Genomic DNA, 21,087 nt, shown 5'->3' on the forward strand with positions numbered 1-21,087 from the left:
CCGGCCAATGGCCGGGTTTTTTATGAGCTACCGCTTAGCCGTTGAACACGTCATCCACGCTTTTCAGCGGGTAGTTCTTCGGATACGGCAGGGTCGCTACGCCGGTCTCGATGGCGGCCTTGGCCACGGCATCGGAGATCACGGTGATCAGGCGGGCATCCATTGGTTTCGGGATGATGTACTCACGACCGAATTCCAGTTTGATACCGCCGTAGGCGTCGCACACTTCCTGAGGAACCGGCAGCTTGGCCAGTTCACGCAGGGCGTTGGCCGCAGCCACTTTCATTTCTTCGTTGATGCGCTTGGCGCGAACGTCCAGGGCACCACGGAAGATGAACGGGAAGCCCAGTACGTTGTTGACCTGGTTCGGGTAGTCCGAACGGCCGGTGGCCATGATCACGTCGTCACGGGTGGCGTGAGCCAGTTCCGGGGAGATCTCCGGATCCGGGTTGGAGCACGCGAACACGATCGGGTTGGCCGCCATGGACTTCAGGCCTTCAGCGCTCAGCAGGTTCGGGCCGGACAGGCCAACGAACACGTCGGCACCGGTCAGGGCGTCAGCCAGGGTGCGCTTGTCAGTCGCGTGAGCGAAGACAGCCTTGTACTGGTTCAGGTCGTCACGGCCGGAGTGGATCACACCGGTACGGTCAACCATGAAGATGTTTTCGATGTTGGCGCCCATGCTCACCAGCAATTTCATGCAGGAGATGGCGGCCGCACCGGCGCCCAGGCAGACAATTTTGGCGTCAGCCAGGGTTTTGCCAGCGATTTCCAGGGCGTTGATCATGCCGGCTGCGGTGACGATCGCGGTGCCGTGCTGGTCATCGTGGAATACCGGAATGTCGCACTGCTCGATCAGAGCACGTTCGATCTCAAAGCACTCTGGTGCCTTGATGTCTTCCAGGTTGATGCCACCGAAGGTGATGGAGATACGCTTGACGGTGTCGATGAAGGCTTGCGGGCTTTCGGAGTCGACTTCGATGTCGAAAACGTCGATGCCGGCGAAGCGCTTGAACAGCACGCCTTTACCTTCCATCACTGGCTTGGAAGCCAATGGGCCGAGGTTACCCAGGCCGAGAATCGCGGTGCCATCGGAAATGACTGCAACCAGGTTGCCTTTACCGGTGTATTTGTAGGCCAGTTCAGGATCGCGGGCGATTTCGCGTACTGGTTCGGCTACGCCGGGGCTGTAGGCCAGCGACAAGTCGCGGGCGGTAGCGGTGGCCTTGGTGAGCTCGACACTCAGCTTCCCTGGACGAGGATGGGCGTGATATTCGAGAGCGGCAGTTTTCAAATCAGACATGTGGGCATTCCGCTTTTTACTGTTGGACAGACGGACCGCCGAGGATACGCGTGTCGCAAAGTCCCTACAAGACTGACCGGTCACCCCTGTCAAGCGCCCTGCCCTAAGACTTTGGGCCAAGAGCCACGGAACACAAGGGCTGGACTGTTCACAATAAAATTAAAAAATGTCTACAATTTTTTAAGGCCGGCCCGTTTGAAGCATCGAAGGGTCGCTTAGCGGGAGCAGCCAGCGTGCCTGACCGTCATCGAGTCCAGCACGGCGCGAACGGTCCAGCACCCAGCCACGAGCCTCGATTTGCTTGCCCTTCAGCCGTTCAAGCGCGGTGACATCGAACTGCCCGAGCAAATTGGGTGCAACGCGCAATACAACCGAATCCTGCAACTCGATCCAAACCCCGCCGCGATTGCGTTGCACCTTGCTCACACGACCGCTGAGCACAGCAAAACCGGACGTCTTGATCTGATCCGCTTTCAGTACAGGTGACTGACGCCACAGCCCGAGGCCGGCCTGTCGAGCCGCACGTTCCGCTGATTGCTGGCAACTGACCAAATCGATATTCGGCGCAATCGCGACCTGAAAACCGAGGCCTTCGGCGAGCATCTGCGCTTCCAGGTTGGCGCCATTGGCGCTATAGACATGCGCCAAGGTGCGGCCGTAGCGATCCTTGGCCTCTTTACCCGGCAGCAGACTCACCCGACCATTACTGGCAGCGACCAGTGCTTCGAGGCGTTTGCGCGCCGCGACAGCGAACGGCTCGTCGGTACGGCCCTGTCGACCCAGTTCCGGGGTGTTCAAGCCGATCATGCGCACACTGCGGCCATCGCTCAGGCGCAAGGTGTCACCGTCCACCACCCGCTGCACGGTGACCGGCGTCAAACCGTCCGGTGCCGGGCAAAAGGCCTGGGCACCGGACAGCCAAATCGCAGACACAAAAAAGGCGCCCGCAAGGGACGCCTTTTTCGTTAGCAAGGAAAAGCCCATAGGGCTTTTGAACCTTACTCTGCTGCAGCAGCAGGTTTCTTGCCGAAAGCACCGAAACGGTCTGCGAAGCGCTGTACACGGCCGCCAGTATCCAGAGTCTTCTGCTTACCGGTGTAGAACGGGTGGCACTCATTGCATACGTCGATCGCCAGAGGCTTGGCCAGGTTCGAACGAGTTTCGAACTTGTTGCCACAGCTGCAGGTAACTGCGGTGACTTCGTATGTTGGATGGATATCGGCTTTCATGGTGTATTCCTCGGGCTAGCGTGCCGCCACTCAACACTATTGTTGAATACCGCACGTAATTAGGCCGCGGATTCTACCAGACAATGACAATCACGCAAGCTGTCCCTTCTACCGACCGTCTGCTAGGCTCCCGACCAAATCGCCGCCCTTGTGGGAGCGAGCCTGCTCGCGAAAGCGTTGTATCAGACACCATAAATGCTGACTGACACTCCCTCTTCGCGAGCAGGCTCGCTCCCACAGGTCATGGCTCTGCTGTTAATTTTTCCGTTTATTGAGATCCCCCCGCGTGCCCGACGCCATTTTGCGCCTCGCCCTGCCTTCGCCGCTGCGCCGCCTGTTCGATTACCGTGCCCCGGCCGGAGTCCTGCGCGCCCAGTTGCAACCAGGTATGCGCCTGCGGGTGCCGTTCGGTCGGCGGGAGATGATTGGCATCCTGGTGGAGGTCACCGACACCAGCGAAGTGCCAGTCGAAAAGCTCAAACCGGCCCTGGCCCTGCTCGACACCACGCCGCCGCTGCCGCCGGCGCTGTTCAAGCTGTGTCTGTGGACGTCCCAGTATTACCAGCACAGCCTCGGCGACACCCTGAGCTGGGCGCTGCCGGTATTACTGCGCCAGGGTGAATTGGCCGAAGCGCGCCAGGAGCGTTTCTGGTCGGCAGCGCCCGGCGCCAGCCTTGATGATCCGCGCATCGCCCGCGCCCCGCGCCAGCGTGAGGCCCTGGCGACCCTGGCCCAGCATCCCCATGGTGTTGCTCATCAGTTGCTGAGCAAGCTGATGCTGAGCAAGGACAGCCTCGACCTGCTGCTGGCCAAAGACCTGGTGCAAGTCGAAATCCGCAAGCATGCGCCTGACGCCCGCCACGAACATTGGCTGGCCCAACCGGAGTTGCCGCTCAACCCGGAACAACGTGCCGCTTATGAAGCGATCCGCGCCGGGTTCGACAGTTATCACGCGTTCCTGCTCGCGGGCGTCACCGGCAGCGGCAAGACCGAAGTCTATTTGCAACTGATCCGCGAAACCCTCGAGGCCGGCAAGCAGGCACTGGTGCTGATCCCGGAGATCAATCTCGGCCCACAGACCCTGGCGCGTTTCGAGCAGCGCTTCAACGCACGCATCGCGCTGATCCACTCCGCGGTCAACGATCGCGAGCGCCTGGAAGCCTGGCTCGCCGCCCGGGACGGCGACGCCGACATTATTATCGGCACCCGTTCGGCGCTGTTCACGCCGATGAAAAACCCCGGTCTGATCATCATCGACGAAGAGCACGACGGCTCCTATAAACAGCAGGAAGGCTTGCGCTATCACGCCCGCGACCTGGCATTGGTCCGCGCGAGACAGGAAAACATCCCGATTGTCCTCGGTTCCGCCACGCCTTCATTGGAAAGCCTGCACAACGCCTACACCGGCCGTTATGGACTCCTACGCCTGAATGAGCGTGCGGGTGGCGCCAAGCAACCGCGCTTCCTGCGTCTGGATGTGAAAAGTCGTCCGCTGGACAGCGGCATTTCCGGGCCGATGCAGCAAGCCATCGGCCAGACCCTGGCGGCCGGCCAGCAAGTCCTGGTCTTTCTCAACCGCCGTGGCTTTGCGCCGACCCTGCTCTGCCACGATTGCGGCTGGATGTCCGAATGCCAGCGCTGCGACGCGCGGATGACCGTGCACCAGCGCTCCGGCGAACTGCGCTGCCACCATTGCGGCTACGTCGAACGCGTGCCCCGGCACTGCCCGAAATGCGGCAAGGTTGATCTGCGCCCCGTCGGCGCGGGCACCGAGCGCGCCGAGGAACGCTTGGCGATCCTGTTCCCGAATGTGCCAGTGCTGCGGGTCGACCGCGACAGCACCTCGCGCAAGGACGCGATGAATCAGCTGTTCGCGACGATCCAGAAAGGCCAGCCGTGCATTCTGGTCGGCACGCAGATGCTTGCCAAAGGGCACCACTTTCCACGGGTGACACTGGTGTCGATTCTCGATGCCGATGGCGGACTGTTCTCCGGCGACTTCCGCGCCAGCGAGCGCATGGCGCAGTTGATCGTGCAGGTCGCCGGCCGTGCGGGCCGGGCTGAAGAGCCGGGCCGAGTGATCATCCAGACCCACCTGGCCGACCATCCATTGCTGGTGCAACTGACCGAACAAGGCTATTTCGCCTTTGCCGAACAGGCCTTGAGCGAACGCCGTGCTGCCGGCCTACCGCCGTTTGCGCATCTGGCGTTGCTGCGAGCCGAAGCGCATAAACCGGGGCAAGCCGAAGGTTTTCTCGATGAAGCGTGCAGCGAGGCGGAACGATTGCTGGCCGAACAGAATCTGACCGGTATCGAGTTGCTCGGGCCAGTGCCGGCGCCAATGGAGCGTCGGGCCGGGCGTTATCGCGCGCAGTTGTTGTTGCAGGCGACGGCGCGGGCGCCGCTGCATCGGTTGCTGAGCAGTTGGTTGCTGGCGCTGGAGCAAATGCCGAGTGGGCGGGCGGTGCGCTGGTCTTTGGATGTTGATCCGGTCGATTTGTATTGATTGGAAGATTGCCTTCGCGGGCAAGCCTCGCTCCTACAGGGAATCGCGCCCAACCTGTAGGAGCGAGGCTTGCCCGCGAAGAGGCCCTAATTGTCACCACATATCCATAACCTGCCCGCTATAGTTGGCAAGCACGTCTATGCCACGGATAATGCCCAGTTTTTCCACTAGCGCATCCAGGCGCCGCCGCGCTTGCGGTCGAAAGAGAACACCATGAAAGACACCATTCGCCAGCTGATCCAACAAGCCATCACCCAACTCGTCAACGAAGGTGTGTTGCCTGAAGGCCTGTCGCCGGCGATCCAGGTGGAAAACTCCCGCGACAAGAAGAACGGCGACTTCGCCAGCAATATCGCGATGATGCTGGCCAAACCGGCGGGCATGAAGCCCCGCGACCTGGCCGAGAAAATCATCGCCGCCCTGCCGGCTGACGAAAACGTCACCAAGACCGAAATCGCCGGCCCGGGCTTCCTGAATTTCTTCCAGAACACCCAAACCCTGGCTGCGCGCCTGGACGCCGCCCTGGCTGACGATCACGTCGGCGTGCGCAAGGCCGGCCCGGTGCAGCGCACCGTGGTTGACCTGTCCGCGCCGAACCTGGCCAAAGAGATGCACGTCGGCCACTTGCGCTCGACCATCATCGGTGACGGCGTGGCCCGGGTCCTGGAGTTCCTCGGTGACACCGTGATCCGTCAGAACCACGTCGGCGACTGGGGCACCCAGTTCGGCATGCTGATGGCGTACCTGCAAGAAAACCCGATCACCAGCGACGAACTGTCGGACCTGGAAAACTTCTACCGCGCCGCCAAACAGCGCTTCGACGAGTCCGAAGAGTTCGCCGACCGTGCCCGCGGCCTGGTGGTCAAGTTGCAGGCCGGCGACGCCGAGTGCCTGGCGCTGTGGTCGCGCTTCCGCGATATCTCGCTGTCCCACTGCCAGGCGATCTACGAACAACTGAACGTCAAACTGACCATGGCCGACGTGATGGGCGAAAGCGCCTACAACGACGACCTGATCAATGTGGTCAACGACCTCAAGGCTGCCGGGCTGCTGGTCGAGAGCAACGGCGCCCAGTGCGTGTTCCTCGACGAATTCAAGAACGCCGACGGCGACCCGCTGCCGGTGATCATCGTCAAGGCTGACGGCGGCTACCTCTACGCCACCACCGACCTGGCGGCCGTGCGTTATCGCAGCGGCAAGCTGAAGGCTGATCGCGCGCTGTATTTCGTCGACCAGCGTCAGGCCCTGCACTTCCAGCAAGTGTTCCAGGTCGCGCGTCTGGCCGGTTTCGTGACGCACCCGATGGACATGGAGCACATGGGCTTCGGCACCATGAACGGCGCCGATGGCCGTCCGTTCAAGACCCGTGATGGCGGCACCGTGAAGCTGGTCGACCTGCTGAACGAAGCCAAGGACCGCGCCTACACCCTGGTGAAAGAGAAGAACCCGGAGCTGGCCGAAGACGATCTGCGCAACATCGCCAAGGTCGTGGGCATCGGTGCGGTGAAATACGCCGACCTGTCCAAGCACCGCACCAGCGATTACAGCTTCAACTTCGACCTGATGCTGAACTTCGAAGGCAACACCGCGCCGTACCTGCTGTACGCCTACACCCGCGTGGCCGGTGTGTTCCGCAAGCTCGGCAAGGACTTCAGCGAAGTCGAAGGCCAGATCGTCCTTGAAGCAGCGCACGAACATGAACTGGCGGCCAAACTGGCGCAGTTCGGTGAAGTGTTGAACAACGTTTCCGACAAAGGGACGCCGCACATCCTTTGCACCTACCTGTACGATGTCGCCGGCCTGTTCTCCAGCTTCTACGAGAACTGCCCGATCCTCAGTGCCGACACCCCGGTGCAAATGCAAAGCCGCCTGCGCCTCGCCGCGCTGACCGGCCGCACACTCAAGCAAGGCCTGGAACTCTTGGGTCTGGAAACTCTGGAGCGTATGTAAGTTGGCTGCCAAGAAAAAACCTGCACCCAAGCGCGGCGCCAGTCGTTATACCGCTCCTGCCAAGCAACCGATCCCGGGATGGCTGTGGATGGCCATCGGCCTGACGGTCGGCGCGTTTATCGTGTTCCTGATGAAGCTGGAACCGGGCAAGGGCAGCGAGAGCGTCAAGCGCGAGAAGATTGAACAGCAGAAAGCCACCAAAATCGCCGAGGCCAACAAGACCCCGCCGAGCCCGACGCAACCGGTGAAGCCGAAGTACGACTTCTACACCTTACTGCCGGAATCGGAAGTGATCGTGCCGCCGGACGCGGTGCCGGAGAAAACCCTGCCGACGCCGCAAGTGCCGACGGTGCCGACTACGCCGGTGACGCCAGAACAAGCAGCGAAGATCGATACAGCACGGGCTCAGGCAGCGCTGGCCGGGATTACCCCGCCTCCGCCGCCTCCGGTATCGAAAGCGGCGCCAGTGACCAAGTTCTTCCTGCAGGCCGGTTCGTTCCGCAAGGAAGCCGATGCCGACAAGGTTCGCGCGCAGATCATTTTGCTCGGTCAGGCCGTGGCGGTTGAGTCCGGCACGGTGAAGGACGAAACCTGGTATCGGGTATTGGTCGGGCCGTTCAGCAACCGCGAACAACTGACCACCGCGCAGAAACAACTGGCTGGCAGCGGTTTCAGCAACCTGTTGTTACAACAACGCCAGAGCCGCTGATCTAGCAGAAATACTCTGTCTTTGTGGCGAGGGAGCTTGCTCCCGCTGGAGTGCGCAGCACTCCCAAACCCGGCAACCGCGATCCATCAGACAGACCGCGATGGCCGGGTTTACGACTGCTGCGCAGCCGAACGGGAGCAAGCTCCCTCGCCACAGAGATTCACCTGCACCCTCCTTCGCAAATGACACACCGCTCGTCCCCTCTCCCTCCCCGCAGTTGAAAAATTCTCCACCACCCCCATATGAGTTTGCATAAGGCATTTTCGCCCCGCTGCGTGGAGACTCTCCCTTGACCACCATCGTTTCAGTTCGCCGCCACGGCAAAGTCGTCATGGGCGGCGACGGCCAGGTTTCTCTCGGCAATACCGTGATGAAAGGCAACGCGAAGAAAGTTCGTCGCCTGTACCACGGTCAGGTCATCGCCGGTTTTGCCGGGGCCACCGCTGACGCCTTCACCCTGTTCGAGCGTTTCGAAGGCCAGCTCGAGAAACATCAGGGTCACCTGGTTCGCGCCGCCGTCGAACTCGCCAAAGAATGGCGCACCGACCGTTCCCTCAGCCGCCTCGAAGCCATGCTCGCGGTCGCCAACAAAGACGCATCCCTGATCATCACCGGTAACGGTGACGTGGTCGAACCCGAAGAAGGCCTGATCGCCATGGGTTCCGGCGGCGGTTACGCCCAGGCCGCCGCAAGTGCCCTGCTGAAGAAGACCGATCTGTCGGCCCGGGAAATCGTCGAAACCGCGCTCGGCATCGCCGGCGACATCTGTGTATTCACCAACCACACCTTCACCATTGAGGAGCAGGACCTCGCCGAGTAAGCCTGTTTCGGCCTAGCGCCACGGCTCACTTTTGCCAGAGGACCGCCAATACTATGTCCATGACTCCCCGTGAAATCGTCCACGAACTCAATCGCCATATCATCGGCCAGGACGATGCCAAGCGCGCCGTCGCCATCGCGCTGCGTAACCGCTGGCGCCGGATGCAGCTGCCTGAAGAGCTGCGTGTTGAAGTAACACCCAAGAACATTCTGATGATCGGCCCGACCGGTGTCGGTAAAACCGAGATCGCCCGTCGTCTGGCCAAGCTGGCCAACGCGCCGTTCATCAAGGTCGAAGCGACCAAGTTCACCGAAGTCGGCTATGTCGGCCGCGACGTCGAATCGATCATTCGTGACCTCGCCGACGCCGCGATCAAGCTGCTGCGCGAACAGGAAATGACCAAGGTTCGCCACCGCGCCGAAGACGCCGCCGAAGATCGTATCCTCGACGCCCTGCTGCCACCGGCACGCATGGGTTTCAGCAACGAAGAATCGACGTCGTCTGCCGACTCCAACACCCGCCAACTGTTCCGCAAGCGCCTGCGCGAAGGTCAGCTGGATGACAAGGAGATTGAAATCGAAGTCGCCGAAGTGGCGGGCGTCGATATTTCCGCGCCACCGGGCATGGAAGAGATGACCAACCAGTTGCAAAGCCTGTTCGCCAACATGGGCAAGGGCAAAAAGAAGAGCCGCAAGCTCAAGGTCAAGGAAGCGCTGAAACTGGTCCGCGACGAAGAAGCCGGGCGTCTGGTCAACGATGAAGAGTTGAAGGCCAAGGCGCTGGAAGCAGTCGAGCAGCACGGCATCGTGTTCATCGACGAAATCGACAAGGTGGCCAAGCGCGGTAACTCCGGTGGCGTCGACGTGTCCCGTGAAGGCGTACAGCGCGATTTGCTGCCGCTGATCGAAGGCTGCACCGTCAACACCAAACTGGGCATGGTCAAGACCGATCACATTCTGTTCATCGCCTCCGGCGCCTTCCACCTGAGCAAGCCGAGCGATCTGGTGCCTGAGCTGCAAGGCCGTTTGCCGATTCGCGTTGAACTGAAGGCGCTGACCCCGGAAGACTTCGAACGCATTCTCAGCGAGCCGCACGCGTCGCTCACCGAGCAGTATTGCGCGCTGCTGAAAACCGAAGGCCTGGTGATCGAATTCCAGCCGGACGGGATCAAGCGCATTGCCGAGATCGCCTGGCAGGTCAACGAGAAAACCGAGAACATCGGCGCCCGTCGCCTGCACACGTTGCTCGAGCGTCTGCTGGAAGAGGTGTCGTTCAGCGCCGGTGATCTGGCCAGCGCCCACGACGACAAGGTGATCCTGATCGACGCCGACTACGTCAACAGCCACCTCGGCGAATTGGCGCAGAACGAAGACCTGTCCCGTTATATCCTGTAGGTCACCTACTGTGTGAGCGGGCTTCTGTGGCGAGGGAGCTTGTTCCCGCTGGGTCGCGAAGCGGCCCCAAAATCAGCGAATGCGGTTTATCAGCAACACCGCATTGGCCGGATTTACGACTGCTGCGCAGCCGAGCGGGAGCAAGCTCCCTCGCCACAGGATCACCCGCCGACACAGGGCCTTCATCAAGACGGACGACCGGCCCCATGACGACCCAACTCCCCACCGACATCAAGCTGCACAAAGCCTCGAAAACCCTGTCGCTGAAATACGCGTCCGGCGAGGAATATCACCTGCCCGCCGAGTTCCTGCGCGTGCACTCTCCTTCCGCCGAGGTCCAGGGCCACGGCAAACCTATCCTGCAATTTGGCAAGATCGCCGTCGGCCTGAGCAAGGTAGAACCGGCCGGTCAGTACGCACTGAAATTGACCTTCGACGACGGCCACGATAGCGGCCTGTTCACCTGGGAATATCTCTACCAATTGGCCGTGCGCCAAGAGGACCTTTGGAACGATTATCTTGCCGAGCTGAAAGCGGCCGGTAAAACCCGCGATCCGAGCCAGTCCATCGTCAAGCTAATGCTCTAGGTCAGGCATCTTGCTCTTTAGAGGGCATTTTCTAATTTCATCTGTTTGAATGCTCCGCTGCGGCGTCGAGGATCGGCCCGCTTGCGAAAAAAATTAAACTCGGGTAACCAATGGAACTGGCAAGTTCCCTGCAGTGCTCGTTGTGTTGAAAAAGCAGCGATGCAGTATTAACGGTCACCCGAGCAGTAGTACCTGGCATTGGTTGTGTGACTACACGGCTGGGCTCAGGTACTCGTCTCAGGACAATGGAGCGTCGTAGATGAGTAACAAGAACAACGATGACCTGAAGTATCAAGCCTCGGAAAACACCCTGGGGCTTAATCCTGTTGTTGGGCTGCGTGGAAAGGATCTACTGGCTTCTGCTCGAATGGTGCTCAGGCAGGCCATCAAACAACCGATTCACAGCGTCAAGCACGTCGCTCATTTCAGCCTCGAACTCAAGAACGTGCTGTTCGGCAAATCCGAGCTGCAACCGCCGGGCGATGATCGTCGCTTCAACGATCCGGCCTGGAGCCAGAACCCGCTCTACAAACGTTATCTGCAAACTTACCTGGCGTGGCGCAAGGAGCTCCACGAATGGATCGACGACAGTAGCCTGTCGCCCAAGGACGTTGCCCGCGGGCACTTCGTGATCAACCTCATGACCGAAGCCATGGCCCCGACCAACAGTGCGGCCAACCCTGCGGCGGTCAAACGCTTTTTCGAAACCGGCGGCAAGAGCCTGCTCGACGGCCTCTCCCATTTGGCCAAGGACATCGTGCACAACGGCGGCATGCCGAGCCAGGTCAACATGGGCGCGTTCGAGGTCGGCAAGAGCCTGGGCGTGACCGAAGGCGCGGTGGTGTTTCGCAATGACGTACTGGAGCTGATCCAGTACCGGCCGATCACCGAGCAGGTGCACGAGCGCCCATTGCTGGTGGTGCCGCCGCAGATCAACAAGTTCTATGTATTCGACCTGAGCCCGGACAAGAGCCTGGCGCGTTTTTGCCTGCGCAACAACGTACAGACGTTCATCGTCAGCTGGCGCAACCCGACCAAGGAACAACGCGAGTGGGGCCTGTCCACCTACATCGAGGCGCTCAAGGAAGCGGTCGATGTGGTCATGGCAATCACCGGCAGCAAAGACGTGAACATGCTCGGCGCCTGCTCCGGCGGCATCACCTGCACCGCCCTGCTGGGCCACTACGCGGCGATCGGCGAGAAGAAGGTCAACGCCCTGACCTTGCTGGTAAGCGTGCTGGACACAACCCTGGACAGCGACGTAGCCCTGTTCGTCGACGAGCAAACCCTCGAAGCCGCCAAGCGCCACTCCTACCAGGCCGGCGTGCTGGAAGGCCGCGACATGGCGAAAGTCTTCGCCTGGATGCGCCCCAACGACCTGATCTGGAACTACTGGGTCAACAACTACCTGTTGGGCAACGAGCCTCCGGTGTTCGACATCCTGTTCTGGAACAACGACACCACACGGTTGCCGGCCGCGTTCCACGGCGACCTGATCGAGATGTTCAAAAGTAATCCACTGATTCGCCCCAACGCCCTGGAAGTGTGCGGTACGCCGATCGACCTCAAGCAGGTCACGGCCGACATCTTTTCCCTGGCGGGCACCAACGACCACATCACCCCGTGGAAGTCCTGCTACAAGTCGGCGCAATTGTTCGGCGGCAACGTTGAATTCGTCCTCTCCAGCAGCGGCCATATCCAAAGCATTCTGAACCCGCCGGGTAATCCGAAGTCACGTTACATGACCAGCACCGAGATGCCGGTGAAGGCCGAGGACTGGCAAGAGAACTCCACCAAGCACACCGATTCCTGGTGGCTGCACTGGCAGGCGTGGCAGGCCGAGCGTTCGGGCAAGCTGAAGAAATCACCGACCACATTGGGCAGCAAGACTTACACCGCCGGCGAAGCTGCGCCGGGCACTTACGTACACGAGCGGTAACTGACACACCCCGCGCCTCTGTAGGAGCGAAGCTTGCTCGCGAAAGCGGTCGATCATTCAACATTGATGTCGACTGAAGTGACGCCTTCGCGAGTAAGCTTCGCTCCTACAGGGGACGGGGATGAATTAACCCACAGGGCCTGAAGCATGCCGCAACCGTTCATTTTTCGTACCGTCGACCTGGATGGCCAGACCCTCCGCACCGCGGTACGCCCCGGCAAGCCTCACTTGACGCCCTTGCTGATTTTCAATGGCATCGGCGCCAACCTTGAGCTGGTGTTTCCGTTCGTCGCGGCGCTGGACCCGGACCTGGAAGTCATCGCCTTCGACGTTCCCGGTGTCGGCGGTTCATCGACGCCGAACCGGCCATATCGCTTTCCGGGATTGGCGAAACTGACGGCACGGATGCTCGACTATCTCGACTATGGACAAGTGAACGTGATCGGCGTGTCCTGGGGCGGCGCCCTGGCGCAGCAATTCGCCTACGACTACCCCGAACGCTGCAAAAAACTGGTGCTGGCCGCCACCGCCGCCGGTGCGGTGATGGTGCCCGGCAAGCCGAAAGTGCTGTGGATGATGGCCAGCCCTCGGCGCTACATCCAGCCGTCCCACGTGATTCGCATTGCACCGATGATCTACGGCGGCTCGTTCCGCCGCGACCCGACGCTGGCCGCCAGCCATGCGGCGAAGGTGCGTTCGGCGGGCAAGCTCGGTTACTACTGGCAGCTGTTCGCCGGCCTCGGCTGGACCAGCATTCACTGGCTGCACAAGATCCACCAGCCGACCCTGGTGCTGGCCGGCGACGACGACCCGCTGATCCCGCTGATCAACATGCGCATGCTCGCCTGGCGGATTCCCAACGCCCAGTTGCACATCATCGATGACGGGCATCTGTTCCTGATTACCCGCGCCGAAGCGGTGGCGCCGATCATCATGAAATTCCTCGAGGAAGAGCGTCAACGTGCGGTGATGCATCCGCACCCGACACCATTGGGCAGCTAATCAGCCCAATGTCGGACGGCAGGACGCCGTTTCGCGCAACAACCCGCAACAGCGTCTATGGTGTTCTGGTTCGGTGTGTTTGTTTTTGGCCTGAAGACGAAGGAGTGTTGATTCATGCGCGAAAAGCCAGCGAGGGAGTTTTTGCCAACTCCCGCCGCGTTCATCAACGCACAGAGTGCGATTACCGGCCTGCGCGGTCGGGATCTGTTTTCAACCCTGCGCAGCGTGGCCGCCCACGGTTTGCGCAACCCGGTGCACAGTGCCCGGCATGCCCTGAAGCTGGGCGGCCAGTTGGGCCGTGTGTTGCTGGGCGAAACCCTGCATCCGACCAACCCGCAGGACGGTCGTTTTGCTGACCCGTCATGGAGCCTCAACCCGTTTTACCGGCGCAGCTTGCAGGCTTACCTGAGCTGGCAGAAACAGGTCAAAAGCTGGATCGACGAGAGCAACATGAGCCCGGACGATCGCGCCCGCGCCCACTTCGCTTTTGCCCTGCTCAACGACGCCGTGGCGCCGTCCAATACCCTGCTCAATCCGCTGGCGATCAAGGAGATTTTCAACTCCGGCGGTCACAGCCTGGTGCGCGGTGTCGGGCACCTGATCGATGATTTTCTGCACAACGATGGCTTGCCCCGGCAGGTCACCAAGCAAGCCTTCGAGGTCGGTAAAACCGTCGCCACCACCACCGGCTCCGTGGTGTTTCGCAACGAGCTGCTGGAGCTGATCCAGTACAAGCCGATGAGCGAAAAACAGTATTCAAAACCGCTGCTGGTGGTGCCGCCGCAGATCAACAAGTACTACATTTTCGACCTGAGCCCGCACAACAGCTTCGTCCAGTTCGCCCTGAAAAATGGCCTGCAAACCTTCATGATCAGCTGGCGTAACCCGGATGTGCGCCATCGCGAGTGGGGCCTGTCGACCTACGTTGAGGCGGTGGAAGAAGCGATGAATGTCTGCCGGGCAATCACTGGCGCTCGCGAAGTGAACCTGATGGGCGCCTGCGCCGGCGGGCTGACGATTGCCGCATTGCAGGGGCATCTGCAGGCCAAGCGGCAACTGCGGCGAGTATCCAGCGCGACTTACCTGGTGAGCCTGCTCGACAGCCAGATGGACAGCCCGGCCACCTTGTTCGCTGACGAACAGACCCTGGAAGCGGCCAAGCGCCGCTCCTATCAGAAGGGCGTGCTGGACGGTCGCGACATGGCCAAGGTGTTCGCCTGGATGCGCCCTAATGATTTGATCTGGAGCTACTTCGTCAACAACTACCTGCTGGGCAAAGAGCCGCCGGCATTCGACATTCTCTACTGGAACAACGACAACACGCGGCTGCCCGCGGCGTTTCACGGTGACTTGCTGGACTTCTTCAAGCACAACCCGCTGAGCCATCCGGGTGGCCTGGAAGTGTGTGGCACGCCGATCGATTTGCAAAAAGTCACGGTCGACAGTTTCAGTGTCGCGGGCATCAACGATCACATCACTCCGTGGGATGCGGTGTATCGCTCGACCCTGCTGCTGGGTGGCGAGCGGCGCTTCGTGCTGTCCAACAGCGGTCATGTGCAAAGCATCCTCAACCCGCCATCGAACCCGAAAGCCAATTTTGTCGAGAGCCCTAAACTGAGCAGCGACCCCCGGGCCTGGTATTACGACGCCAAGCAAACCGATGGCAGTTGGTGGACGCAATGGCTGGCCTGGATTCAGGAACGCTCCGGCGCGCAGAAAGAAACCCACATGGCCCTCGGCAACCAGAACTATCCGCCGATGGAAGCCGCACCCGGCACTTACGTGCGCGTGCGCTGACGCTCAACGACCCAAGACCCACGGCCGACACGGGCCGTGGCCTGACTCGACGATTAAGAAGACTGGATGAAAACCCGCGACCGGATCCTCGAATGTGCCCTGCAGTTGTTCAACCAAAAGGGCGAACCGAACGTTTCCACCATGGAAGTTGCCAACGAAATGGGGATCAGCCCGGGCAACCTCTACTATCACTTCCACGGCAAGGAACCGCTGATTCTGGGGTTGTTCGAACGCTTCCAGGATGAACTGGCGCCACTGCTCGATCCGCCGTCCGATGTGGAATTGAGCCCCGAAGATTACTGGCTGTTTCTGCACCTGATCGTCGAGCGCCTGGCGCATTACCGGTTTCTGTTTCAGGACCTGTCGAACCTGGCCGGACGCCTGCCGAAACTGGCTAAAGGTATCCGCAATTTGCTGAACGCCTTGAAACGCACACTGGCGTCATTGCTGGCGCGACTGAAGGCTCAAGGGCAGTTGGTCAGCGACACTCAGGCGTTGGGGCAACTGGTGGAACAGATCACCATGACGTTGCTGTTTTCCCTGGACTATCAGCGGATTCTGGATCGCGAGGGGGAAGTGAGATTGGTGGTGTACCAGATCATGATGCTGGTGGCGCCGCATCTGCTGCCGCCGATCAAGGCTGCGACTGAGCAGCTCGCACTGCAATACCTGGAAGAACACGATTGAAAATGTGGGAGCGGGCTTGCTCGCGAATGCAGTCTGTCAGTTGACCAAGATGTTGACTGACACGACGCCTTCGCGAGCAAGCCCGCTCCCACAGTGGCTCTGCGGTGTTTTCAAGAATATGTGCACAAACAAAAACGCCCGACCTTTACAGGCCGGGCGTTTTCTTGAGCCCTGAAAATCAGGACTGACTGGTTGGCGTCGATGGAGCTGGCGCGGCAGTCGGGGTCACAGCAGGGGTCGGCGCTGCAGCGGAGTTCGCTGAAGTGGCCGGGGTTGCCGGTTTGGCGGCAGCCACTGCTGGTTTTGGTGCGGCGGCTTTTGGAGCTGCCGGCTTTTTCACTGCAGGCTTTTTCGCGGCGGCAGGTTTTGCCGCTGGCTTGGCTGCAGGTTTGGCCGCTGCGGTTTTCACTGCAGGTTTCGCTGCTGGTTTAGCAGCGGCTTTGGCGGCGACCGGCTTGGCCGCTGGCTTGGCTGCTGCAGGTTTTGCTGCGGCAGTTTTAGCCGCTGGTTTAGCAGCCGCTTTGGCCAGTGGCTTGGCAGCGCTTTTAGCGACTGGTTTAGCAGCCGCAGGCTTGGCCGCCGCGGTTTTCGCCGCAACAGGCGCAACCTTGGCACCGGTGAGTTTTTCGATTTGCTTGGTCAGGGTATCGACCTTGCTGTGCAACGCTTTGACTTCGTTGCGGCTCGGAACACCCAGGCGCGAAATGGCGCTGTTCAGGCGCTTGTCGAAAGCCCCTTCCAGCTCATCCCACTTGCCCAGTGCGCGATCTTTCACGCCGCTGATGCGCGACTTGGCCGACGAAGCCGAGTCCTTGGCGGCGTCGACTTTTTTGCCAACAGCGCTTTTGGTGAGCTTCTCGGCTTTCTCGCCGTCTTTAACCAATGTATCGAAGAGTTTGCTGCCGTCAGTGTCGATCTTCGAATACACGCCTAAACCAGCCAGCCAGATTTTGCGGGAGTAGTCTTCGACTTTCCCGATCCACGAGCTGCCTTCTTTTTCAGTATTCTTTTTACCAGCCATCCCGTTCTCCTTAAGATTTACGCGCGACACGTTCGAGCAATGCCGTCAGCTCATCGAGCTTAGCAGAGAGTGTCTCAACGTCATGTTTAGACGGAATGCCGATACGATTCAAGGCACTTGCGACACGCGAGTCAAAAGCCTTCTCGACCTTGTCGAGTTGAACTTCAACTTTGCCTTTGAAAGTAGTGACTTCACTCTTGGCTTCATCGATCTCGGCATTGGCCGCTTCGAGTTTTTCAGCAACGACTTTTTTGCCTTTCTTTTCAACAGTTTGACCAGCTTTAATCAACTCTTGAAAGTACTCGCTGCCCTCGATGCCAACCTTGGTGTAGGCCCCCAGGCCAGCCAGCCAGATCTTGCGGGCATACGATCTGACGTCTTGCAGAGCGTTAGTCGATGCGTCGATTTTTTTCTTCAAAATAACTTTGGCCATGGTGCACCTCACGCGCAGAAGGTTTGAGGAACTGCCCGCGAAAGTGTCGGGCTCAGGCACAAAGTAGGGAGAAAAATTAGAAACGGCACCCTAACAACTGACATAAAACCTCGGGCACACCGCAAAAAAATTGTGGGAGCGGGCTTGCTCGCGAAGGCGTCGTGTCAGTCAACATCTTGGTCAACTGACAGATTGCATTCGCGAGCAAGCCCGCTCCCACAGGGCAATGCATTCGCAAATTGATTGCCGGTCACACCAACGCTTTATCCAGCGCCTTCTCGATTTCTGCTTTGATCATGCCGCTCATGGCCGACATCATCAGACCCAGTTCGACATCAACCTTGATCGAATCCTCGCCCACCAACACCGCGCCTTTAACGCCCGAACGCTTGAGGTTCAGGGTATCGCCCGACCACGACGGCTCCAGGCCATATTGTTCGGACAGTTTCTGCGCCAACAGATCAGCCTTCTCGCGGGCCGCTTCCTTGCCCAGGCCGTGGGCACGTTCAACACTAATTCGGGCCATCGAATGACTCCTGCTTTATGGATACTTTCCTGAAGCATCTTGACCGTCTCTGCGGCAAAACGTCCCGGCGGTTGCCTATCTTACCTTCAGTGTTGCCAAGACAAAGCAGGCCACCGGGATTAGAATGTCCCGCATTCTCTTCTGGTGACAGCGATATGACTGATCAGCGCAAAGGCAGCGATGCCGAACCCACCACTCACTTCGGTTTCAAAAACGTTCCGGAAAGCCAAAAAGCGGAAAAAGTCGCTGAGGTTTTCCACTCGGTAGCCGCCAAGTACGACTTGATGAACGACCTCCTGTCGGGCGGCATGCACCGTCTGTGGAAGCGTTTTGCGATCGAATTGTCGGGCGTTCGCACCGGTAACCGCGTGCTGGACATTGCCGGCGGCACCGGCGACCTGACCAAGAAGTTCTCGCACCTCGTCGGCCCGACCGGCCAGGTGGTGTTGGCCGACATCAACGAATCCATGCTCAAGGTCGGTCGTGACCGCCTGCTGGACCTCGGTGTCGCCGGCAACGTCGAATTCGTCCAGGCCGACGCGGAAAAGCTGCCGTTCCCGGACAACCATTTCGACTGCGTGACCATCGCTTTTGGTCTGCGCAACGTCACCCATAAAGAAGACGCCCTGCGCTCGATGCTGCGTGTACTGAAACCGGGCGGCCGTTTGCTGGTGCTGGAATTCTCCAAGCCAACCAACGCGCTGATGTCCAAAGCCTACGACGCCTACTCGTTCGCCTTCATGCCGTTGATGGGCAAGCTGATCACCAACGACTCGGAAAGCTATCGCTACCTGGCCGAATCGATCCGCATGCACCCGAATCAGGAAACCCTGAAGTCGATGATGGTCGAGGCCGGTTTCGACCGCGTGACCTACCACAACATGACCGCAGGCATCGTCGCCCTGCACCGCGGCATCAAACCCTGATGTTGCTGGCCGGCCTGCTCGCCAGCGTTGAACTCGGTCTGAACCGGGTGCTGCGTCTCGACAGCACGGCACTGCCGCGTCTGGCGCATTTGACCGGCAAAGTGATTGCCGTCGACTGCCGCAGCCCGGCATTGCAGCTGTTCATCCTGCCCAGCGATGAAGGCCTGATGCTCGCCTCCCAGTGGGAAACCGGCGCCGACTGCACCTTGCGTGCACCGGCCTCGAGCCTGTTGAAACTGGCGCTGAGCAAGGACAAGACTTCGGTGCTGCACGGCCCGGAAGTCGAGCTCGACGGTGACAGCGGCGTGCTGCTGGAGCTGGCGGCGGTCCTGCAAGACCTTGAGCTGGACTGGGAGTACGAACTCTCGCGCTGGCTCGGCCCGGTCGCCACGCAACTGGTCGGCGGTCACCTGCGCAGCCGCGCGCGCTTTTATCAGCAAGGGTTCGCCAGCCTGAACCAGAACCTTGGCGAATACCTGGCCGAAGAATCGCGCACCCTCGTCGGTCAGCGCGAAGCCGAAGCCCGTTTCAGTGAACTGGACCAGATCAAACTCGATCTGGAACGTCTCGAGGCGCGTTTCGAGCGCCTTTCCCGATCCCTCGACCCAAGCGATAACGCATGAAGCTGCTTGCCGTCCGCCGTTTGTTGCGCATCCAGCGCGTCGTGATCCGCTACCGCCTCGATGACCTGCTGTTCGCCCTGCCGCTGCCCTGGTTTCTGCTGGCGCTGCGCTACGCCTTGCCGTGGCGCTGGTTCCCGCGCAAGACCCTGGACCTGAGCCGTGGCGCGCGATTGCGCCTGGCCTTGCAGGACCTGGGGCCGATTTTCATCAAGTTCGGACAGATTCTGTCCACCCGCCGCGACCTGCTGCCAGAAGACATCGCCGATGAACTGATGAAGCTGCAGGACCGGGTGCCGCCGTTTGACTCGCAGGTGTCGATCAAACTGATCGAAGAGCAGCTCGGCAAAAAGATCAGCGAAGTGTTCTCCCGCTTCGACGTCGAACCGCTGGCCTCGGCCTCGGTTGCGCAGGTGCATGCCGCGCAACTGAAAACCGGCGAAGAAGTCGTGGTCAAAGTGATCCGCCCGGGCCTCAAACCGATCATCAAGCAAGACTTGGCGTGGCTGTTCATCCTCGCCCGCGCCGCTGAAAAACTCTCGGCAGATGCGCGTTTGCTGCACCCGGTGGACGTGGTCCAGGACTACGAAAAAACCATCTACGACGAACTCGACCTGTTGCGCGAGGCGGCCAACGCCAGCCAGTTGAAACGCAACTTCGAAGGCTCGGAGCTACTTTACGTGCCGCAAGTCTATTGGGACTGGTGCCGGCCGAAAGTGCTGGTGATGGAGCGGATCTACGGGATTCAGGTCACCGACCTCGCGACCCTGGCCGACCAGCGCACCGACATGAAAATGCTCGCCGAACGCGGCGTGGAGATTTTCTTCACCCAGGTGTTCCGCGACAGTTTCTTCCACGCCGACATGCACCCGGGCAACATCTTCGTCAGCACCGTCAACCCGTGGAGCCCGCAATACATTGCGATCGACTGCGGCATCGTCGGCAGCCTGACCCCGGAAGACCAGGACTACCTGGCGCGCAACCTGTTCGCCTTCTTCAAGCGTGATTACCGGCGCGTGGCGCAACTGCACATCGATTCGGGCTGGGTGCCGGCGGAAACCAAACTCAACGAATTCGAAGCGGCGATCCGTACAGTTTGCGAGCCGATCTTTGAAAAACCGTTAAAAGATATTTCCTTCGGTCAGGTGCTAATGCGCCTGTTCCAGACCGCTCGCCGCTTCAACATGGAAGTTCAGCCGCAGCTCGTGCTGCTGCAAAAAACCCTGTTGAACATCGAAGGCCTGGGCCGTCAGCTGTACCCGGACCTGGATCTGTGGAACACCGCCCAGCCGTTCCTGGAACGCTGGATGCGCGAGCGCGTCAGCCCCAAAGCCTTGATCGGCAACGTGCAGAGCCAGTTCGAGCAACTGCCGCACCTGGCCAACATGGCCCGCGACCTGCTCGAACGCATGTCCCAACCCCATGCCTACGACCCGCCACCACCGTGGCATCGACGCAAGGATGATTGGTTCCTGCGCCTGCTCGGTTGCGCGCACCTGGGCGGTGGCGCAGTACTCGCGGCAGGTGGCCCGCTGAATGAGCTGGGGCATTGGCCGGCCGGGATCATGATGATTGTCGGTTTGTATCTGGTCGTTCGCCGATAGCCAGAGCCATCGCACGCTGGCACACTGTTTCAAC

The 21,087-nt window shown here is 60.2% G+C and carries 19 protein-coding genes; 13 read left to right on the plus strand and 6 right to left on the minus strand.

Going from position 1 to position 21,087, the window contains the following annotated elements; genetic code table 11:
- Positions 1 to 34: 34 nt before the first annotated feature.
- From ACWIKB_RS10725 to rpmE, 3 genes are all read right to left on the minus strand, one after another.
- Positions 35 to 1,303 (minus strand): malic enzyme-like NAD(P)-binding protein, encoded by a 1,269-nt coding sequence (locus tag ACWIKB_RS10725; protein WP_201115270.1) that lies wholly within the window; start codon positions 1,301 to 1,303, stop codon positions 35 to 37.
- A gap of 180 nt (positions 1,304 to 1,483) precedes the next feature.
- Positions 1,484 to 2,287, minus strand: a complete 804-nt coding sequence (locus tag ACWIKB_RS10730) for a thermonuclease family protein (protein WP_475266680.1) — start codon at positions 2,285 to 2,287, stop codon at positions 1,484 to 1,486.
- Between the two features lie 14 nt (positions 2,288 to 2,301).
- Positions 2,302 to 2,532, minus strand: a complete 231-nt coding sequence (gene rpmE / locus ACWIKB_RS10735) for a 50S ribosomal protein L31 (protein ID WP_054054615.1) — start codon at positions 2,530 to 2,532, stop codon at positions 2,302 to 2,304.
- 286 nt (positions 2,533 to 2,818) lie between these two features.
- On the opposite strand from rpmE, the gene ACWIKB_RS10740 reads away from it, so the two are divergent.
- From ACWIKB_RS10740 to ACWIKB_RS10785, 10 genes are all read left to right on the plus strand, one after another.
- The gene (locus ACWIKB_RS10740; protein WP_475266681.1) at positions 2,819 to 5,038 is read left to right on the plus strand and encodes a primosomal protein N'; all 2,220 of its coding nucleotides are present in this window, start codon (positions 2,819 to 2,821) and stop codon (positions 5,036 to 5,038) included.
- 213 nt (positions 5,039 to 5,251) lie between these two features.
- Positions 5,252 to 6,988, plus strand: coding sequence for an arginine--tRNA ligase (gene argS, locus ACWIKB_RS10745; RefSeq protein ID WP_475266682.1), 1,737 nt, complete (start codon positions 5,252 to 5,254; stop codon positions 6,986 to 6,988).
- A 1-nt stretch (position 6,989) separates the two neighbouring features.
- The gene (locus tag ACWIKB_RS10750; RefSeq protein WP_475266683.1) at positions 6,990 to 7,697 is read left to right on the plus strand and encodes an SPOR domain-containing protein; all 708 of its coding nucleotides are present in this window, start codon (positions 6,990 to 6,992) and stop codon (positions 7,695 to 7,697) included.
- A 289-nt stretch (positions 7,698 to 7,986) separates the two neighbouring features.
- Positions 7,987 to 8,517, plus strand: a complete 531-nt coding sequence (gene hslV / locus ACWIKB_RS10755) for an ATP-dependent protease subunit HslV (protein WP_007899242.1) — start codon at positions 7,987 to 7,989, stop codon at positions 8,515 to 8,517.
- Between the two features lie 53 nt (positions 8,518 to 8,570).
- Positions 8,571 to 9,911, plus strand: coding sequence for an ATP-dependent protease ATPase subunit HslU (gene hslU / locus ACWIKB_RS10760; RefSeq protein ID WP_475266684.1), 1,341 nt, complete (start codon positions 8,571 to 8,573; stop codon positions 9,909 to 9,911).
- A gap of 206 nt (positions 9,912 to 10,117) precedes the next feature.
- The gene (locus ACWIKB_RS10765; RefSeq protein ID WP_475266685.1) at positions 10,118 to 10,498 is read left to right on the plus strand and encodes a gamma-butyrobetaine hydroxylase family protein; all 381 of its coding nucleotides are present in this window, start codon (positions 10,118 to 10,120) and stop codon (positions 10,496 to 10,498) included.
- Positions 10,499 to 10,757: 259 nt separating this feature from the next.
- On the plus strand, positions 10,758 to 12,437 hold the full coding sequence (gene phaC / locus ACWIKB_RS10770) for a class II poly(R)-hydroxyalkanoic acid synthase (RefSeq protein ID WP_475266686.1): 1,680 nt from the start codon (positions 10,758 to 10,760) through the stop codon (positions 12,435 to 12,437).
- 147 nt (positions 12,438 to 12,584) lie between these two features.
- The gene (gene phaZ, locus ACWIKB_RS10775) at positions 12,585 to 13,439 is read left to right on the plus strand and encodes a poly(3-hydroxyalkanoate) depolymerase (protein ID WP_427634264.1); all 855 of its coding nucleotides are present in this window, start codon (positions 12,585 to 12,587) and stop codon (positions 13,437 to 13,439) included.
- 114 nt (positions 13,440 to 13,553) lie between these two features.
- A complete protein-coding gene (gene phaC, locus ACWIKB_RS10780) occupies positions 13,554 to 15,236 on the plus strand; it encodes a class II poly(R)-hydroxyalkanoic acid synthase (RefSeq protein ID WP_475266688.1) in 1,683 nt (560 codons plus the stop codon).
- A 66-nt stretch (positions 15,237 to 15,302) separates the two neighbouring features.
- Positions 15,303 to 15,923 (plus strand): TetR/AcrR family transcriptional regulator, encoded by a 621-nt coding sequence (locus ACWIKB_RS10785; protein ID WP_475266689.1) that lies wholly within the window; start codon positions 15,303 to 15,305, stop codon positions 15,921 to 15,923.
- A 178-nt stretch (positions 15,924 to 16,101) separates the two neighbouring features.
- Here ACWIKB_RS10785 and ACWIKB_RS10790 read toward each other — a convergent pair whose 3' ends face one another.
- From ACWIKB_RS10790 to ACWIKB_RS10800, 3 genes are all read right to left on the minus strand, one after another.
- Positions 16,102 to 16,944, minus strand: a complete 843-nt coding sequence (locus ACWIKB_RS10790) for a phasin family protein (protein WP_475266690.1) — start codon at positions 16,942 to 16,944, stop codon at positions 16,102 to 16,104.
- Positions 16,945 to 16,954: 10 nt separating this feature from the next.
- The gene (locus ACWIKB_RS10795; protein WP_475266691.1) at positions 16,955 to 17,377 is read right to left on the minus strand and encodes a phasin family protein; all 423 of its coding nucleotides are present in this window, start codon (positions 17,375 to 17,377) and stop codon (positions 16,955 to 16,957) included.
- 250 nt (positions 17,378 to 17,627) lie between these two features.
- The gene (locus ACWIKB_RS10800; protein WP_475266692.1) at positions 17,628 to 17,903 is read right to left on the minus strand and encodes a polyhydroxyalkanoic acid system family protein; all 276 of its coding nucleotides are present in this window, start codon (positions 17,901 to 17,903) and stop codon (positions 17,628 to 17,630) included.
- A 155-nt stretch (positions 17,904 to 18,058) separates the two neighbouring features.
- On the opposite strand from ACWIKB_RS10800, the gene ubiE reads away from it, so the two are divergent.
- The 3 genes from ubiE to ubiB are packed head-to-tail and all read left to right on the plus strand — an operon-like array spanning position 18,059 to position 21,053.
- A complete protein-coding gene (gene ubiE, locus ACWIKB_RS10805; protein WP_007948968.1) occupies positions 18,059 to 18,829 on the plus strand; it encodes a bifunctional demethylmenaquinone methyltransferase/2-methoxy-6-polyprenyl-1,4-benzoquinol methylase UbiE in 771 nt (256 codons plus the stop codon).
- Positions 18,829 to 19,452, plus strand: coding sequence for a ubiquinone biosynthesis accessory factor UbiJ (locus ACWIKB_RS10810; protein WP_475266693.1), 624 nt, complete (start codon positions 18,829 to 18,831; stop codon positions 19,450 to 19,452). The genes ubiE and ACWIKB_RS10810 overlap by 1 nt, the downstream gene beginning before the upstream one ends.
- Positions 19,449 to 21,053, plus strand: a complete 1,605-nt coding sequence (ubiB, locus tag ACWIKB_RS10815) for a ubiquinone biosynthesis regulatory protein kinase UbiB (protein WP_475266694.1) — start codon at positions 19,449 to 19,451, stop codon at positions 21,051 to 21,053. The genes ACWIKB_RS10810 and ubiB overlap by 4 nt, the downstream gene beginning before the upstream one ends.
- The last annotated feature ends 34 nt before the right edge of the window (positions 21,054 to 21,087 follow it).

The organism is Pseudomonas sp. 5Vm1k (assembly GCF_056161485.1).

What these genes read in the sequence shown, in the direction of transcription:
- ACWIKB_RS10790 (WP_475266690.1), bottom strand. Translation starts at nt 16,944, where the DNA reads ATGGCTGGTAAAAAGAATACTGAAAAAGAAGGCAGCTCGTGGATCGGG.
- argS (WP_475266682.1), top strand. Translation starts at nt 5,252, where the DNA reads ATGAAAGACACCATTCGCCAGCTGATCCAACAAGCCATCACCCAACTC.
- ACWIKB_RS10730 (WP_475266680.1), bottom strand. Translation starts at nt 2,287, where the DNA reads ATGGGCTTTTCCTTGCTAACGAAAAAGGCGTCCCTTGCGGGCGCCTTT.
- ubiB (WP_475266694.1), top strand. Translation starts at nt 19,449, where the DNA reads ATGAAGCTGCTTGCCGTCCGCCGTTTGTTGCGCATCCAGCGCGTCGTG.
- ACWIKB_RS10765 (WP_475266685.1), top strand. Translation starts at nt 10,118, where the DNA reads ATGACGACCCAACTCCCCACCGACATCAAGCTGCACAAAGCCTCGAAA.
- ACWIKB_RS10725 (WP_201115270.1), bottom strand. Translation starts at nt 1,303, where the DNA reads ATGTCTGATTTGAAAACTGCCGCTCTCGAATATCACGCCCATCCTCGT.
- ACWIKB_RS10800 (WP_475266692.1), bottom strand. Translation starts at nt 17,903, where the DNA reads ATGGCCCGAATTAGTGTTGAACGTGCCCACGGCCTGGGCAAGGAAGCG.
- ubiE (WP_007948968.1), top strand. Translation starts at nt 18,059, where the DNA reads ATGACTGATCAGCGCAAAGGCAGCGATGCCGAACCCACCACTCACTTC.
- ACWIKB_RS10810 (WP_475266693.1), top strand. Translation starts at nt 18,829, where the DNA reads ATGTTGCTGGCCGGCCTGCTCGCCAGCGTTGAACTCGGTCTGAACCGG.
- ACWIKB_RS10795 (WP_475266691.1), bottom strand. Translation starts at nt 17,377, where the DNA reads ATGGCCAAAGTTATTTTGAAGAAAAAAATCGACGCATCGACTAACGCT.
- phaC (WP_475266686.1), top strand. Translation starts at nt 10,758, where the DNA reads ATGAGTAACAAGAACAACGATGACCTGAAGTATCAAGCCTCGGAAAAC.
- hslU (WP_475266684.1), top strand. Translation starts at nt 8,571, where the DNA reads ATGTCCATGACTCCCCGTGAAATCGTCCACGAACTCAATCGCCATATC.
- phaZ (WP_427634264.1), top strand. Translation starts at nt 12,585, where the DNA reads ATGCCGCAACCGTTCATTTTTCGTACCGTCGACCTGGATGGCCAGACC.
- phaC (WP_475266688.1), top strand. Translation starts at nt 13,554, where the DNA reads ATGCGCGAAAAGCCAGCGAGGGAGTTTTTGCCAACTCCCGCCGCGTTC.
- ACWIKB_RS10785 (WP_475266689.1), top strand. Translation starts at nt 15,303, where the DNA reads ATGAAAACCCGCGACCGGATCCTCGAATGTGCCCTGCAGTTGTTCAAC.
- rpmE (WP_054054615.1), bottom strand. Translation starts at nt 2,532, where the DNA reads ATGAAAGCCGATATCCATCCAACATACGAAGTCACCGCAGTTACCTGC.